The organism is Nocardioides sp. (assembly GCF_024509035.1).
Lineage (GTDB): Bacteria > Actinomycetota > Actinomycetes > Propionibacteriales > Nocardioidaceae > Nocardioides.
In genome coordinates, this window is the sequence record NZ_JANINT010000053.1 from 14,566 (window position 1) to 28,956 (window position 14,391).

Here is a 14,391-nt window from a genome sequence, read left to right on the forward strand (position 1 = left end):
CGATCTCGGTGCGGACCTCCGACGGTGTGGTTGCGGTGTGGTTGCGGTGTGGTTGCGGTGGGGTCGTCGGCTGCGGGGCCTCCTCTGCTCGTCACCTCACGGGGACCGGTCGTCGCTCATCGAAGGTAAAATTCGGCGATTACCCCTCCGGCGCGCTGGCGCGTTCCTACGGTGGGAAAATGATCGAGGTGCAGGACATCCGGCTCGATCCGGTCTCGCGGCGGACGTGGCGCGGATCCAAGGAAGTGGTGCTGTCCCGCAAGGAGTTCGACCTGGTCCAAGCGCTGATGGAGCGCGCCGGGAGGGTCGTCAGCCGTGACGAGCTGATGCGCGAGGTGTGGCACACCACGTTCTGGACCTCCTCCAAGACCATCGACGTCCATCTGGGGTGGGTGCGACGCAAGCTCGGCGACGACAGCAGGCACCCGCGCCTGATCACGACCATCCGCGGCGAGGGCCTGCGGTTCGAGACCGAGGACCACTCCAACTGAGCTCCGGCTCGGTGTCGTGCCCTAGAGTTCCGGCGTGCCCAGCCCTGCCCCGACCCTCGCCGTGATCGGCGGCGGCCAGCTGGCCCGCATGATGGCCGCTCCCGCCAACGAGCTCGGACTCCCGCTGCGCCTGCTCGCCGAGGGCGAGGGCGTCTCGGCCGCCCAGGTGATCCCCGACCACCTCGTCGGCGACTACCGCGACCTGGCGATGCTGCGCCGGGTGACCGCCGGCTGTCCGGTGGTGACCTTCGACCACGAGCACGTCCCGACCGAGCACCTGCACGCGCTCGAGGAGGACGGCATCGCCGTCCGCCCCGGCCCGCACGCGCTGGTGCACGCCCAGGACAAGGCCGTGATGCGAGAGCGGCTCGCCGAGCTCGGCGTCCCGTGTCCGCGCAACGCCGTCGTCCACACGGTGAGCGACGTGGAGGCCTTCGGGTTCCCGTGCGTGCTGAAGACCACGCGCGGCGGATACGACGGCAAGGGCGTGTGGTTCGTGCGCTCCGCGGGTGACTGCGAGGAGGCGTTCCGTGCGGCCTCCGAGGCCGAGGTGCGGCTGCTCGCGGAGGAGCTCGTCGACTTCCGGCGCGAGCTCTCCGCGCTGGTCGTGCGCTCGCCGAGCGGCCAGGCCGCGGCGTACCCCGTCGTCGCCTCCACCCAGGTCGACGGGATCTGCTGGGAGGTGGTCGCCCCGGCCCCCGACCTCGACCCGGCGCTGGCCGGCCAGGCCCAGGAGATCGCGCTGAGCATCGCCGGTGCCCTCGACGTCACCGGCGTCCTCGCGGTCGAGCTGTTCGAGACACGCGACGGCCGGGTCCTGGTCAACGAGCTCGCCATGCGTCCCCACAACACCGGCCACTGGACCCAGGACGGCGCGGTGACCTCGCAGTTCGAGAACCACCTGCGTGCGGTGATGGACCTGCCGCTCGGCTCGCCGGCGCCGCGGGCGCGGTGGACCGTGATGGTCAACATCCTGGGGAGCGACGACGCGGCCGTGGGCCGGCTGTACGACGGCTACCCGCACGCGCTGGCCCGCGACCCGATGCTGCGGGTGCACCTCTACGGCAAGGAGCTGCGCCCGGGCCGCAAGGTGGGGCACGTCAACGCCTACGGGGACGACCTCGACGACTGCCTCGAGCGCGCGCGGCACGCCGCCGCGTGGTTCCGCGGCGACCTCGGGAACGAGAGTGAGTAAGGGATGACGCAGACTGCTGACGGCGCCGCTCGTGTCGGCATCGTGATGGGATCGGACTCCGACTGGCCGGTGATGAAGGCCGCCGCGGAGGCGCTCGGGGAGTTCGACATCGCCTACGAGGCCGACGTCGTCTCGGCGCACCGGATGCCGGAGGAGATGCTGGCCTACGGCCGGGAGGCGGCCGACCGCGGGCTCGCGGTGATCATCGCCGGAGCCGGGGGAGCGGCGCACCTGCCGGGCATGCTCGCCTCGGTCACGCCGCTGCCGGTCATCGGGGTGCCCGTGCCGTTGAAGAACCTCGACGGCCTCGACTCCCTGCTCTCGATCGTGCAGATGCCCGCCGGGGTCCCCGTCGCGACCGTGGCCGTCGGCGGCGCCCGCAACGCCGGCCTGCTCGCCGTACGCATCCTGGCGGCCGGTGATGCGTCCCTGCAGGACAAGATGCGCGCCTTCCAGGCCGAGCTGCGCTCCACCGCCCAGCAGAAGGGCGAGGTCGTCCGCGGCGACCGGCCCGGCCGGAAGCTGGGGTTCTAGGAGTCCTGGGTCCGGTCCCAGCCGACCATCGCCGCGACCTCGTCGCCGAGCGTCATCGGGCTGAACGGCTTGGCGATGACTCCGGCGACGTCGAGGTCGTCCCAGACCTGGGTGCCGCCGACCTGCAGCTTCGCGGTCAGCAGCACCACCGGGATGTCGCGCGTGGACTCGTCGGCCCGGAGCGCCTGGAAGGTCGCCCGCCCGTCGACGTCGGGCATCATCAGGTCGAGCAGCACAGCGTCGGGATGGTGCTCCTTGGCGGCCACGATCGCCTTGGCGCCGCCGTCGACGGCGATCACCTGCCAGCCCGCGACGACCTCGAGGGCCACCTGCGTGATCTCCCGGATCGAGTCGTCGTCGTCGACGACCAGGACGGTCGGCATCGTTCCCTCCTCAGGGCCGGTCCGGTGGGCCCGCCGGGTGGAAGGTACCCAGGTAGTAGGTCTGACGATCAATGGGTGCGACGGTGACCACACCGGTGCGGCCGAGCACCCGGGCCGCGTGCTCCCCGAACGCGAAGCCGTCGTCGTTGAAGGCGCAGATGTCCCACCCGACGACCGCCCGGGCGGCGGCGAGGACCTCGCCCATCCGGTGGATCATCGCCTGGAAGACGTGGCTCTGGCGGTGCTCGCGGCGCACCAGCGTGAACCCGATGTAGTAGACCGCGTCGCGGGCGGCGTGGTCGGGATAGTGGTGGCGGAAGTACGCCGGGCTGATCCACGGCACCGTCTCGAGGTGGTGGGTGAGCGTCGAGAGACCGATCGCCTCGCCCCGGTCGTCCCAGGCGACGTACTTGTCGACGCGCGGGTCGAGCATCTCCTCGAGGAACTCCTCGCGGTGCAGCAGCTGCCGCGCCACCGCCTGGGTCTCCAGCTCACCGAAGGTCTCGCGGTAGAGCGCGTAGTAGCTCTCCGCCATCGCCGCGTCCACGGCGCCCTCGATCGTCACCGCCACGGTGCCGGTCGGGCCTGGCGCGCTCACGGGGTGCTCCAGTCGGCGACGGCGTACGCCGCGAGCACCAGGGCGCACGCCGGTCGGTCCTCGCAGCGGGCGGTCGTGACCGCGGTGTGCACCACGCCGAAGTCGATCCCGCGCGTCTCGGCCATGTCGGCGAGGCTGAGCTCGATCTGCCGCTCGACGTCGGTCACCGTCGGACCGGTGTGCTCGACGAACAGGCCGCCGACCTCGGGGTGGATCACCCAGCCGAGCCCGGCCGCGACCTCCTCGCCCGGGCGGTCGGCGTACGCGACGGACTCGACGCAGTAGAGGCGGTCGCCGTGGCCCCCGGGCAGGGGACCACCGCCGCGGGTGACCGTGCTGCGCGGTGGGATCACCGACGAGAGCGGGATCAGGTTGAAGTCGCCGACCCCCGCCTCGAGCAGTGCCCGGTCGAACGCGGACAGGCGGGTGCGTCCGGCGCCGGCCGCGGTGCGGACGGTGATGTCGAGCAGCCGGCCGTCGGGACGGATGTCCTGCAGGGTGGGGGCGGTCACGCGTCGTTTCCTCCTGGTGATCGGGAATCCTCGAGGCGCTCGACCACGCGGTCCTCCAGGCCGGCCGCGTCGACCCGGCCCTTGGTCACGAAGTCGGTGCGGCCGAGCGTGAGCAGCGGACGGTCCACTGGCTCGACCTCGGCGGTGCTGTAGACGATCAGGTCGACGGTCGCGGTCTCGGGGTCGCGGCGCAGCTCGCTCACCACGGCCCGGGCGCGGCCGCTGGCATGGTCGAGGTCGAGGTCGAGCACGACGACCTGTGGCGTCCGCTCACGGGCGAGGCGTACGGCGTCACCGGCGTCCGGTGCGCGCAGCACGGAGACCCCGTGGCTGGTGAGCAGCCCGTCGAGCTGCTCGGCGAGGCCGTCGTCGTCCGAGACGAGCAGCACCGCGCCCCACCCCGCAGCGAGCAGCGTGGGCGCGTGGTGGCTGTGGTGGCCAGGGCCGCGCCGGCCGGTCGAGGGCAGCGTGAACGCGACGGTGGTGCCGGTCCCGGGCGTGCTCTCGGCCCAGATCCGGCCGCCGTGGCCCTCCACGATCCCTCGGCTGATCGCCAGGCCGAGACCGGTGCCGCCCTTCTGGCGTGCGTCGGAGGAGTCGACCTGCTCGAAGCGCTGGAAGATCGACTCGAGCTTGTCCGCGGGGATGCCGCGGCCGTGGTCGCGGACCCGGAAGGTGACCTGGCCGTCCTCGGCTGCGGCGCCGAGCACCACGCTCTGGCCCGCGCTGGAGAACTTGATCGCGTTGCTGAGCAGGTTGGTCAGCGTCTGCACGATCCGGTCGGCGTCGACGAGGACCCGGCCGGTGCTCGGCGCCACCTCGATGCGTACGCCGCTGGACTGGGCCTGTCCGGCCATCTCGGTGGCCGCGCGGGTGAGGAGCTCCTCGGCGGCGACCGGCGCGATGTCCATCGACCGGGCGCCCGACTCGATGCGCTCCAGGTCGAGGATGTCATTGATGAGGCGGGTGAGCCGCTCGCTGCTCTCCAGTGCGATGCCGGTCATCGACCGGGCCCGCGGCGAGAGCTCGCCGAGCACGCCGCTGGCCAGCAGGTCCAGCGAGCCGCGGATCGAGGTGAGCGGTGTGCGCAGCTCGTGGCTGACGACCGAGATGAACTCGTTCTTCATCCGGTCCACCTCACGGCGCTCGGTGACGTCGCGGAAGACCACGACGGCGCCGCGCACGACCTGGCTGCCGGGAGTGCCGTCGAGCTGGGGGCTCGCGGTGATCTCGACGGGGAAGCTCGAGCCGTCGCACCGGATGTAGACGTCCTCCTCGGCGAAGGTGCTGATCCCGGAGGCGATGGCCTCGGCGATGTAGCAGCCCTGGTAGGGGTACGCAGGCCCGTCCTCGGCGGGCGCGTGGAAGACGTCGTGCGCCGAGCGACCGAGGAGGTCCTCCGCGGCGTACCCGAGCGCGTCGGCGGCCGACGGGTTCACGAAGGTGACCCGGCCCTCGTCGTCGACGCCGTAGATGCCGTCGCCCACCGACGTGAGCAGCACCTCGGTCTGGCGGGCCAACCGCTGCAGGTGGGCCGTCTGCTCGCTCACCCGGTGCTCCAGGCCACGGCGCAGGGCGTTGTTGTCGCGCGTGAGCACGATCTGGCGCGCGGCGGCCGCCACGGCGACGACCAGCCACAGCGCCCCCATCGTGGGCGGCAGCGCCTCGTTGTCGCCGACGACCACCTGCACGCCCGCTGCGAGCATCAGCACGAAGTAGACCAACGCCGTATCGCGCGCGTCGACCGCGGCGCCCGACGCCGCGGGCACGTCCACCTCGGTGCTGGGGTACCAGGCGGCCAGCGCGAGCAGCGCGTACCCGACGATCCAGCCCAGGTCGACCTGGGTGCCGAACTCGAAGTCGTCCTGGGCGACGAGCACGGCGAACCGCAGGTCGGCCACGGCGTAGGACAAGAACCCCAGCGCGAGGAGTGCCAGCGCCCGGCGGTCCGACCCGCTGGCGCGCAGCAGGAGCAGGAGGCCGACGACGACCAGCACCACGTCGAGCACGGGGATGAGCAGCGTCGAGACCTGGGAGGCGAGGCCGCCACGGCTCTGCTCGAGCAGCTCGTCGTAGACCAGCGTCGAGGCGATGATCAGGACCGCGCCCCCGACCACCAGGCCGTCCATGCTGATCACGACGAGGTCGACACCGCGCCGCCGGACGCTCGGGAACCCGAGCACGCCGGCGATGCACAGGCCGAGCGCCACGACGATCGTCAGGTCGCTGAACGCGCTCGGCGAGGTGACGGGGTCGGAGCCGATCGCGGTGGCCCACACGTTGCCGGCGATCGCGACGACCGCGCCCGCCATGATCAGCAGCCAGGACCGGCGCCGGCGGCCGACCGTGCGGCGCGACCGCACCCAGCACGAGACCGCCAGGAACAGCCCGCTGGTGATCAGGCCGAGGCCGCTCGCGAGCTGCCGCACGTCCTGGTCCACCCAGGCGGGCTCGAGCAGCGCCGCGAAGACCACGATCGCCGCGACCGTGCACGACAGCACCACGAGGTACTGGCGTCGCTGCCGCGCGAGCGAGTCAGGCATGAGGAGGTCCCGAGAGATGGTGGAGGCCACGCCCAGGTAGGGCCGCGGTCACCACATTCTTGCTCAGCCCCCCGAAACCGGTCCGCCGGGCTCGGACGGACCCACCAGACCGTGCTCGTGGGCGAAGACGACGATCTGGACCCGGTCGCGCAGCCCCAGCTTGCGCAGGATCGCACCGACGTGGGTCTTGACCGTGGACTCGCTCGCGAAGACCAGACCCGCGATCTCGGTGTTCGAGAGGCCGCGGGCGACCGCGCTGAACACCTCGCGCTCCTTGTCGGTGAGCGTGAGGTACGCCGCCGGCGCGGGCGCCCGGCTCTGGAACTGACCGTCGAGGAGCGTGGCGAGGTCGTCGGGGGCGAGCACGGCGTTGCCGGCGTGCACCGTGCGGATGGCGTCGGCCAGCATCACCGGCGTGGTGCCCTTGAGCAGGAACCCGCTGGCGCCGTACCGGATCGCGGTGGCCGCCCGGTCGTCGAGGTTGAACGTCGTGAGCACCACCACCCGCACCGGCCGCTCGCGGCGCGCCGCACGGTCGGGCAGGAAGATCTGGCGGGTGGCCTCGACGCCGTCCATCTCCGGCATCCGGATGTCCATGAGCACGACGTCGGGCTCGAGCTCGTCGACGAGCGCGACGGCCTCGATCCCGTCACCGGCCGCGCCGACGACCTCCATGCCGTCCTGGGCGTCGACGATCACCCGGACGCCCTCGCGGAACAGCTCCTGGTCGTCGACCAGGAGCACCCGGATGGCGGGGTCGGGCGCGCTCACCGGCTGCGCACCGGCAGCCAGGCGGTGGCGGTGAAGGTGGGCGGGTCGTCGCGCCGGCGTACGTCGAGGCGACCGCCGACCGACTCCAGCCGGCGCCGCATGCCGTCGAGGCCCTGACCGCCGCCCGTGGGGGTCGCCACCAGCGGCTGGGTCTCCTCGGTCGCGGGCTCGACCACGTTCTGCACCTCGATCCTCAGCTCTCCCTCCCAGTGTCTCTCGACGCGCACCGGAGCGCCGCGCCGACCGTGCTTGAGGGCGTTGGTCAGCATCTCCTGGAGCACCCGGAAGGCCACCGTCGCCAGCTCGGGCGGCAGCGGCTGGGGAGTGCCGAACTCGGTCGAGGCCACCTCGTTGCCCGCGGCCCGCACCCCGGCGACCAGGCTGTCGAGGTCGGTGGTGCCCGCGCGCGGTCCGGCCTCGGCGCCGGTCGAGGCGAGCACCTGGCGGATGTCCTCGAGCGAGCTGCGGGCGGTCGTCGCGATGTTGTCCATGGTCTTCTTCAGCGCCTCGGTGTCGGCGTCCTTGAGATATTGCGCGGACTCGGACTGGACGAGGATCACCGCGAGCGAGTGCCCGACGACGTCGTGCACGTCGCGAGCCAGCTTGGCCTGCTCCTCGCGCAGGCGGGCGATCTCCTCGGCCTGGTCACGCTGCTCCTCGGCGACGACCTGCGAGACGCGCGACTCCCGGGCCCGGTCGGAGAACCTCAGCGCGAGACCGGCGAGCCACGGCACCCCGAGCACGGACATCCCCACGACCGCGGCGGTGACCTGCCACCGGTCGCTCAGCTGGGAGGTCTGCTCGACCAGCGTCCGGAAGCCGGCGGTGTCGAGCGCGCTGTAGAAGACGCCCGAGTCGACCCACCGGACAGCGATGAAGGCTGCTGCCGGGATGGAGAGGGCGCTCGCCCAGACGGTCGCGGTGCTGCCCCAGCGCGAGGTGCCGAAGGCGACCGCGGCGAGCGCGATCTCGAACAGGAAGAGGTCGGTGCCGGTCGAGATCTGCAGCGCGCAGATGACCCAGGTGAGGGCGAGGGCGGCGGCGGGCAGGTGGCGGCTGAGCGTGACGGCGCTGGAGATCGCGACCGCGAGCAGGATCATCGGCGTGCGCGTGTCGGGCCAGTACACCGCGCGGGTGGCGACCTCGAAGAGGCCGACGAGCAGCACGGCCAGGCCGAACCCGATGTCGGGCGCCCAGCGCACGAGGATCTTCACGCTGCCACCCGCACCCGATCCCGGCGCTGGTGCAGGGGCGCCTCGACGTACCGCCACGACACAGCGGCCGCGACCAGCGTGAGCACCACCGCCGGCAGGGCGGGCAGCCACAGCGAGAGGGGGTAGTTCCAGAGGTACGCCGCGTAGGAGACGGTGCCCAGCCAGACCCCGGCGCGCAGCGGTCCGGTGATGGTGCGCCAGTGCCGCCAGGCGAGGACCAGCACCCCGGTGAGCGCGGCGATGGCGGGTCCTCCTGCCAGGTAGGTGAGCACGTGACCCCGCAAGGGAACCACACTCATGAGGCCGATCGCCGCCAGGGCGATGGGCACCGCCCAGGTCGGGACGGCGAGCCGGTCGCCGTACAGCCGGACGGCCGCGCCGACGACGAAGCAGAGCGCCCAGCTCGTGGGCAGCGCGTAGGCGAGGTCGGGGTCCTCGGCCAGCCACCAGGTCGTCGCGACGCAGGCCAGAGCGGTCGTCGTGGCCGCCACCAGCAGCGCGCGGCGGCGGCCCAGCAGGAGGAGGACGGCGGGCCAGACGAGGTAGAACTGCTCCTCGGTCGCCAGGGTCCACAGGTGGAACGTCGCGTCGCTCGCGTGCCCGAACGGCAGGTTGCCGGTCCACGTCAGCGCCCACAGCACGGTCCAGCCGAGCCGGTCGCGGTCGCCGAGCGGGTCGAGCGCGAGGGTCACCAGCGACACCCCGGCGACCAGCACCAGCAGGGGCGGCACGAGCCGTCGCGCCCGGCGTGCGTAGAAGCGACGCAGCGGCGGTCGCTCCTCGAGCAGGCCGGTGATCAGGTAGCCCGACAGCGCGAAGAACATCACCACGCCCACCACGCCCGCCCCCGGGAACAGGTCCGGCAGGGCGTGGCGCAGCATCACCAGCGCGATCGCCAGGCCGCGGAGCAGGTCGAGGCCGTCGATCCTCCTCGTCTCGGGCCGCGGAGCGTCGCTCACCGGAGGGCGCCGCGGACCAGCTCGTCGAGCAGGTCCGCGTAGGGGAGCCCCTGGGCCGCGAACATCCGCGGGACCTGGGAGTGCTCGGTCATACCGGGCATCGTGTTCACCTCGTTGAGCACCGGCCCCGCCTCGGTGAGGAAGAAGTCGACGCGGGCGACCCCGGCGCAGCCGAGGGCGTCGTACGTCGCGACCGCGGCGTCGGTCAGGGCCTTGGCGTCCACCTCCTCGAGCGCCGCCGGCACCCGGAAGTCGGCGTGGCCGCCGTACTTCGCCTCGAAGTCGAAGAGGCCGTCGACGACGATCTCCAGGGCGGGGGAGACCTGGAGCGTCCCGTCGGCGCGCCGGAGCACGGCGACGTCGATCTCGCGCCCGGCCACGACGTCCTCGACGAGCACCCGGTCGTCGACGGCCAGCGCCGCCTCGAGGGCGGGCCCGAGGTCGGCGGGGGCGCGGACCAGGCTGACGCCCTGGCTGGAGCCGGCGGCGACCGGCTTGACCACGACCGGATGCGTCCAGACCTCCTGGGCGGCGGTGGTCCGGGTGACCAGGCGTCCGGGTGCGGTGGCGATGCCGATCGCCTCCGCGACCAGCTTCGTCGCCCACTTGTCCATCGCGAGCGCCCCCGCGCGGACCCCCGAGCCGACGTACGGGAGGCCGGCGAGCTCGCACAACGCGGCGAGCGTGCCGTCCTCCCCGCGGGGCCCGTGCAGGACCGGGAACACCACGTCGCAGGTGGAGAGCACCGAGGTGGCCCCCGACAGGCCGAGCGGGTGCGCCCCGCTGTCGCGCCACATGCCGTCGAGGTCGATCGTGAGCGGCACCACCTCGTACCGGCGGGGGTCGAGGGCCGCTGCGACCGAGGCGGCCGAGGCCAGCGACACCTCGTGCTCGCAGTTCTGGCCGCCGCCGACGACCGCGACACGGGTCCTCACGACAGGCTCCGCAGGTGGGCCGGACGGCGCACGGTGCGCGGCACGCGGCCGCCGATGCCGGTGACGATCTCGTGCTCGAGGGTGTCCGCCCAGGCGGCCCACTCGGCCACCGTCGGCTCGCCGGCGTCGCCGGGCCCGAACACGGTCACGGGCTCGCCGAGGTCCACGGGCCGCTCGCCCAGGTCGACCACGACCTGGTCCATCGAGATCCGCCCGACCAGCGGACGACGCCGCCCGCGGACCAGCACCTCGGCGCGCCCGGAGGCCAGCCGCGGGAGCCCGTCGGCGTACCCCAGCGGCACGAGGCCGAGGTGGGTGGGCGCGGGGGTGCGGTAGCCGTGCGCGTAGCCGACCGGGGTGCCGGCGCGGACCCGGCGCACCTGCACGATCGGCGCGGTCAGGGTCATCGCCGCGCGCAGGGGGGTGGTGAGCGAGGGGTCGATGCCGACGAGGCCCGCGCCGACCCGGCTCATCGTGTGGTGGCTGCGCGGGTCGGTGAGGGTCGCCGAGGTCGCGGCGAGGTGTCGGTGGGCGGGGCGCAGGCCGGCTGCCCGCGCCGTCTCGAGGGCCCAGGCGAACCGGGTGCGGGCCAGGGCGTTGCAGTCGTCGGCCGGATCGTCGGCGCAACCGAGGTGGCCCATGACGCCGACGACCTCGATCTCGCCGCGCTGCTCGGCCCGCCGGGCCGAGCGGCACAGCTGGGCCCACGTCGACGGGTCCGCCCCGTCGCGGGCCATGCCGGCGTCGACGTGGAGATGCACGCGCGTCCGGGGTGCCGATGCCACCGCGGTGAGGTGGGCGAGGCTGGGCACGGCGACCTCGACGTCCTCCCGGGCGGCGCGGGCGTAGTCGGCGTCGACGGCGTTGAGCCAGCTGAGCACCGGCGCGGTGAGGCCGGCGGCGCGCAGGGCGAAGGCCTCCTCGAGGCTGGTGACGCCGAGCCGGGTCGCGCCGTTCGTGAGCGCCGTGCGGGCGACGTCGACGGCACCGTGCCCGAAGCCGTCGGCCTTGACGACCGCCATCAGCTCGCCGGTGGCCCGCTCGGCGAGCAGCCGGGTGTTCTGGGCGATCGCCGCGAGCTCGACCTCGAGCCGAGGACCCGAGCCGACGTGCGGCCGGGCGGCGGTGGCGAGGCCGGTCACGCCGCCACCTCCGCGGCGACCGGGCCGTAGAGGGCGTGCCCGCTGCCGGTCATCAGTGCCCAGTAGCGGTCGCCGAAGCTCCAATGCCACCACTCGGTCGGGTAGTTCACCAGGCCCTGGGCGCCGAGCACCGCGGCCAGCAGGTCCCGGTGGGCGCGCGCGTCCGCGCCGATGCCGTCGGCCGCGAAGTAGCAGCGCCCGTCGCTCTGCTCGGGCGTCGCGTCGATCTCGGTGCCGAGGTCGAGCTCGTCGCCGCACACGTCGACGAGCGTCAGGTCGACCGCGGCCCCCGCGACGTGCGGTGCGACCTCCACCGGGCTCACGAAGCGGCTCGTCAGCACCTCCAGCTCCGCCGCGTCCGCGTGCGGGTGATGGGCGCGCACCTCGGCGGCGTACGACGCGACGATCGCGCGCTGGACGTCCAGCGGCCGGTAGCCCTCGATCACCCGCAGCCGGATGCCCGCGGGGAGCGTGGCGTCGGCGGCCTCGAGGCGCTCGGCGAGGCTCGCGCGCACGAGCGCGCCGAGGGGGGAGAGGTCTCGGTCGAGGCGGACCAGCGGCTCGCCGGTCTCCGCCACCGGCACGGCGCGGACCCGCGGGTCCGACAGCAGGATCGTCATGCCCTCGACGCTAGAAGTGCGCAAGGTCCTCCGACCTCCACCTCAGGTGCCGCCTCCCTGACCGCGAGTACCGATCGCCCGGGACCACGGGCGCGGTACGGGAGCCGATCTGGTCCGGCGCACGTCCGACCACTGTGCAGACGCGAGACGAGACGCCGGAGGGCGACCGGGTGGCCCGGCCGCGATCGGCGTGGGTGGTCGCGGTCGCGGCGCTGGCGGTGATCCTGGTCGCGACCGGCGCGGCGATCGCGGCGGGGCTGCGGGACGGCTCGGGCCACGAGCCGGCGCGGCCGACCACCGGCCCCCTGCCGACGCCACCGACGCCCGGGGCACGAGGCTTCGACGGGCCGACGCGCCAGGTCTCCTGGCGCGGGGTCGCGGTGGACGTCCCCGCGGACTGGCCCGACGACACCGGGCCAGGGCCCGACTGGTGCGCCTCGGACGACGGTCGGGGCGGCTCGCTGTACCCGACCCGGCCGTACGTCGCCGTCGACCGGACCTACGCCATGACGCTCAGCATCGGCTGCCCGGAGGGCGGCGGGGCACCCGACGCGTTCGGCTCGGCGCCGGAGCGCCTGTGGGCGCCGCACCTGGCCTTCGAGCTGCCGATCGGCCACCTGCCCGACGGCACGCTGACCCACCGGGGATGGACGTTCTCCACGCGCACGGTCGCCGGCGTCCGGGTCACGCTGCTGACCGATGCCGCGACCCGCGACCTGGTGGACCCGATCCTCGACAGCATCCGCCCGGTCGACACCGACGCCCACGGGTGCGACAGCACCTCACCGGTGCAGGCGAGGGAGTTCGTCCGGCCCGAGCCGGCGTTCGACGTGACCGACGTCGACCGGGTCGACGCGATCTCGATCTGCCAGTACGACCGCGGCTCCGGCACGTCCGCGCCGGGGCTCCTCGGCTCACGCCGCCTCGAGGGCGCACCGGCGCAGAGCCTGCTCGACGCCGTCAGGGTGGCGCCAGCGGGAGGAGGCCCCGACGCTCCGCAACACTGCGTCCACGACATGTACGGCGACACCGCCCTCACCATCCGCCTCCACACCGGAGGGACGACGCGCGACCTCTACGCGTACTACGAGTGGTGCTTCGGCAACGGCATCGACGACGGCACCACCCGTCGCGAGCTGACCCGGGGCGACTGCCTGCCGCTGTGGGGTGACCGCGTCACGCTCTGGGGCGGCAGCGCCGAGTCGTTCAGGCGCTGTCACGATCCGCGGTGAGGGCCCGGATGCCGGGGAGCATCGCGAGGCCGTTCACCACGACCGAGAAGACCAGCAGCGCGACCGCCCAGCTGTGGTGGTCGAGGTCCCACAGGGCGAGGGTGGCCAGGCCGAAAACCAGCACCTTGGCCACCGGCCGCACGACGACCCCGCCGTACGGCGCCTTCGGCGAGGCGAACCAGTACCACGTCGAGGCCGCCAGCACCGGCAGCAGCCACACCAGCACCCAGCCCGGGACCCCGAGCGCCGACGACTCCCATCCCCAGATGCCGAACGCCGTGACCGCGGCGATCTCGTCGACGAAGACGAGGAACAGCACCACCCACCCGAAGACCACCATGCGGCGATCATCTCGCGACCGGGCCGGGCGTCAGTAGGGTGCCACGCATGCTGTTCCCCGAGGCCCGGCGAGCGGTGGAGGCGGCCGCTGCGGACACGCCCGTCTGGGCCGAGGGCCACGACATCGACGAGGTCCGCGCCCAGGCCCGGGAGGCGGCGGCCGCCGAGCCGCGGGAGGACGTCGCGGAGGTGCTCGACGTCGACGCCGACGGTGTGCCCGCCCGGCTCTACCGGCCCGAGGGAGCCGCGCCGGGCGTGGTGGTGCACGTCCACGGCGGCGGCTTCGTCTTCAACGACGTCGACGTGCACGACCCGGGCGCTCGGCGGCTGGCCAACCGCACCGGGATGAGTGTGCTCAGTGTCGACTACCGCCGCCCACCCGAGCACCGGTTCCCGGCCGCGCCCGACGACGTCTCCGCCGCATCCGGCTGGGCGCAGCGCGAGCTGGGCGGACCGGTGTCTGCCCACGGCGACAGCGCCGGCGCCAACCTCGCGCTGGTCGCGGCGCTGCGCCACCCCGGCCGGTTCGCGGCGCTCGTGCTGATCTACCCGTTCCTCGACCCCACGGCCGGCTTCGACTCCTACGACACCGCCGCCGACGGCTTCGACCGCCGCGAGGCCCAGTGGTACTGGCAGCAGTACGCCGCCAGGCCGGACGACCTCACCCACCCCGACCTGGCTCCGCTCCGCTCCGACCGGCTCGGCACGCTGCCGCCGACGCTGGTCGTGACCTCGGAGCACGATCCGCTCCGCGACGAGGGCGAGGAGCTGGCCAGGCGGCTGGCCGAGTCGGGGGTGGAGGTCACGGCCACCCGCTACCTCGGCCAGATCCACGGGTTCTGGCGCCACCACGCCGCCTTCCCGGCCTCGGAGTCACTCCTCCGGCAGGCAGCCGGGTTCCTCCGCGAGCACTGCTGACAGGA

16 protein-coding genes are annotated in these 14,391 nt (G+C 73.6%); 5 read left to right on the forward strand and 11 right to left on the reverse strand.

Annotated features, from left to right (window positions below; translation table 11 throughout):
* Positions 1–179 precede the first annotated feature (179 nt).
* From Q0L15_RS04575 to purE, 3 genes are read left to right on the forward strand one after another with little or no spacing between them, the layout of a single operon-like run.
* On the forward strand, positions 180–491 hold the full coding sequence (locus Q0L15_RS04575) for a winged helix-turn-helix domain-containing protein (RefSeq protein WP_296602561.1): 312 nt from the start codon (positions 180–182) through the stop codon (positions 489–491).
* 34 nt (positions 492–525) lie between these two features.
* Positions 526–1,686, forward strand: coding sequence for a 5-(carboxyamino)imidazole ribonucleotide synthase (locus tag Q0L15_RS04580; RefSeq protein ID WP_296602563.1), 1,161 nt, complete (start codon positions 526–528; stop codon positions 1,684–1,686).
* 3 nt (positions 1,687–1,689) lie between these two features.
* Positions 1,690–2,220 (forward strand): 5-(carboxyamino)imidazole ribonucleotide mutase, encoded by a 531-nt coding sequence (purE, locus tag Q0L15_RS04585; protein ID WP_296602564.1) that lies wholly within the window; start codon positions 1,690–1,692, stop codon positions 2,218–2,220.
* Here purE and Q0L15_RS04590 read toward each other — a convergent pair.
* The 10 genes from Q0L15_RS04590 to Q0L15_RS04635 form a co-directional block, all read right to left on the reverse strand.
* Entirely contained in the window at positions 2,217–2,603 is a 387-nt protein-coding gene (locus Q0L15_RS04590) for a response regulator (protein ID WP_296602565.1), read from the reverse strand. The two genes, purE and Q0L15_RS04590, sit on opposite strands and share 4 nt — an antisense overlap.
* Positions 2,604–2,613: 10 nt before the next feature.
* Positions 2,614–3,201, reverse strand: a complete 588-nt coding sequence (locus Q0L15_RS04595) for a hypothetical protein (RefSeq protein WP_296602566.1) — start codon at positions 3,199–3,201, stop codon at positions 2,614–2,616.
* Positions 3,198–3,713, reverse strand: a complete 516-nt coding sequence (locus tag Q0L15_RS04600; protein ID WP_296602568.1) for a pyruvoyl-dependent arginine decarboxylase — start codon at positions 3,711–3,713, stop codon at positions 3,198–3,200. Before Q0L15_RS04600 ends, Q0L15_RS04595 begins: the two co-directional genes overlap by 4 nt.
* The gene (locus tag Q0L15_RS04605) at positions 3,710–6,256 is read right to left on the reverse strand and encodes an ATP-binding protein (protein WP_296602570.1); all 2,547 of its coding nucleotides are present in this window, start codon (positions 6,254–6,256) and stop codon (positions 3,710–3,712) included. The genes Q0L15_RS04600 and Q0L15_RS04605 overlap by 4 nt, the downstream gene beginning before the upstream one ends.
* Before the next feature lie 63 nt (positions 6,257–6,319).
* Positions 6,320–7,027, reverse strand: a complete 708-nt coding sequence (locus Q0L15_RS04610) for a response regulator transcription factor (protein ID WP_296602571.1) — start codon at positions 7,025–7,027, stop codon at positions 6,320–6,322.
* On the reverse strand, positions 7,024–8,241 hold the full coding sequence (locus tag Q0L15_RS04615) for a histidine kinase (protein ID WP_296602573.1): 1,218 nt from the start codon (positions 8,239–8,241) through the stop codon (positions 7,024–7,026). Before Q0L15_RS04615 ends, Q0L15_RS04610 begins: the two co-directional genes overlap by 4 nt.
* Positions 8,238–9,200, reverse strand: coding sequence for an acyltransferase (locus tag Q0L15_RS04620; protein ID WP_296602574.1), 963 nt, complete (start codon positions 9,198–9,200; stop codon positions 8,238–8,240). Before Q0L15_RS04620 ends, Q0L15_RS04615 begins: the two co-directional genes overlap by 4 nt.
* Positions 9,197–10,135 (reverse strand): D-alanine--D-alanine ligase, encoded by a 939-nt coding sequence (locus Q0L15_RS04625; protein WP_296602575.1) that lies wholly within the window; start codon positions 10,133–10,135, stop codon positions 9,197–9,199. The genes Q0L15_RS04620 and Q0L15_RS04625 overlap by 4 nt, the downstream gene beginning before the upstream one ends.
* Positions 10,132–11,277: an alanine racemase gene (gene alr / locus Q0L15_RS04630; RefSeq protein WP_296602577.1), complete on the reverse strand. Its 1,146-nt coding sequence runs from the start codon at positions 11,275–11,277 to the stop codon at positions 10,132–10,134. Before alr ends, Q0L15_RS04625 begins: the two co-directional genes overlap by 4 nt.
* Positions 11,274–11,897, reverse strand: a complete 624-nt coding sequence (locus Q0L15_RS04635) for a M15 family metallopeptidase (protein ID WP_296602579.1) — start codon at positions 11,895–11,897, stop codon at positions 11,274–11,276. The genes alr and Q0L15_RS04635 overlap by 4 nt, the downstream gene beginning before the upstream one ends.
* Before the next feature lie 170 nt (positions 11,898–12,067).
* Here Q0L15_RS04635 and Q0L15_RS04640 point away from each other — a divergent pair, with 170 nt between their 5' ends.
* Positions 12,068–13,129 carry a hypothetical protein gene (locus Q0L15_RS04640; protein WP_296602581.1) on the forward strand — a complete coding sequence of 354 codons (1,062 nt, stop codon included), beginning with the start codon at positions 12,068–12,070 and terminating at the stop codon, positions 13,127–13,129.
* Here Q0L15_RS04640 and Q0L15_RS04645 read toward each other — a convergent pair.
* A complete protein-coding gene (locus Q0L15_RS04645) occupies positions 13,104–13,469 on the reverse strand; it encodes a YrdB family protein (protein ID WP_296602582.1) in 366 nt (121 codons plus the stop codon). The genes Q0L15_RS04640 and Q0L15_RS04645 overlap by 26 nt on opposite strands.
* Before the next feature lie 47 nt (positions 13,470–13,516).
* Between Q0L15_RS04645 and Q0L15_RS04650 the strand changes: the two genes are divergently transcribed.
* Complete coding sequence (locus Q0L15_RS04650) at positions 13,517–14,386, forward strand: alpha/beta hydrolase (protein WP_296602583.1); 870 nt, start codon at positions 13,517–13,519, stop codon at positions 14,384–14,386.
* Positions 14,387–14,391 lie beyond the last annotated feature (5 nt).

Excerpts from the sequence above, each read along its gene's own strand:
- Q0L15_RS04635 (WP_296602579.1), bottom strand. The coding sequence starts at position 11,897 with ATGACGATCCTGCTGTCGGACCCGCGGGTCCGCGCCGTGCCGGTGGCG.
- Q0L15_RS04650 (WP_296602583.1), top strand. The coding sequence starts at position 13,517 with ATGCTGTTCCCCGAGGCCCGGCGAGCGGTGGAGGCGGCCGCTGCGGAC.
- Q0L15_RS04605 (WP_296602570.1), bottom strand. The coding sequence starts at position 6,256 with ATGCCTGACTCGCTCGCGCGGCAGCGACGCCAGTACCTCGTGGTGCTG.
- Q0L15_RS04645 (WP_296602582.1), bottom strand. The coding sequence starts at position 13,469 with ATGGTGGTCTTCGGGTGGGTGGTGCTGTTCCTCGTCTTCGTCGACGAG.
- Q0L15_RS04575 (WP_296602561.1), top strand. The coding sequence starts at position 180 with ATGATCGAGGTGCAGGACATCCGGCTCGATCCGGTCTCGCGGCGGACG.
- purE (WP_296602564.1), top strand. The coding sequence starts at position 1,690 with ATGACGCAGACTGCTGACGGCGCCGCTCGTGTCGGCATCGTGATGGGA.
- Q0L15_RS04590 (WP_296602565.1), bottom strand. The coding sequence starts at position 2,603 with ATGCCGACCGTCCTGGTCGTCGACGACGACGACTCGATCCGGGAGATC.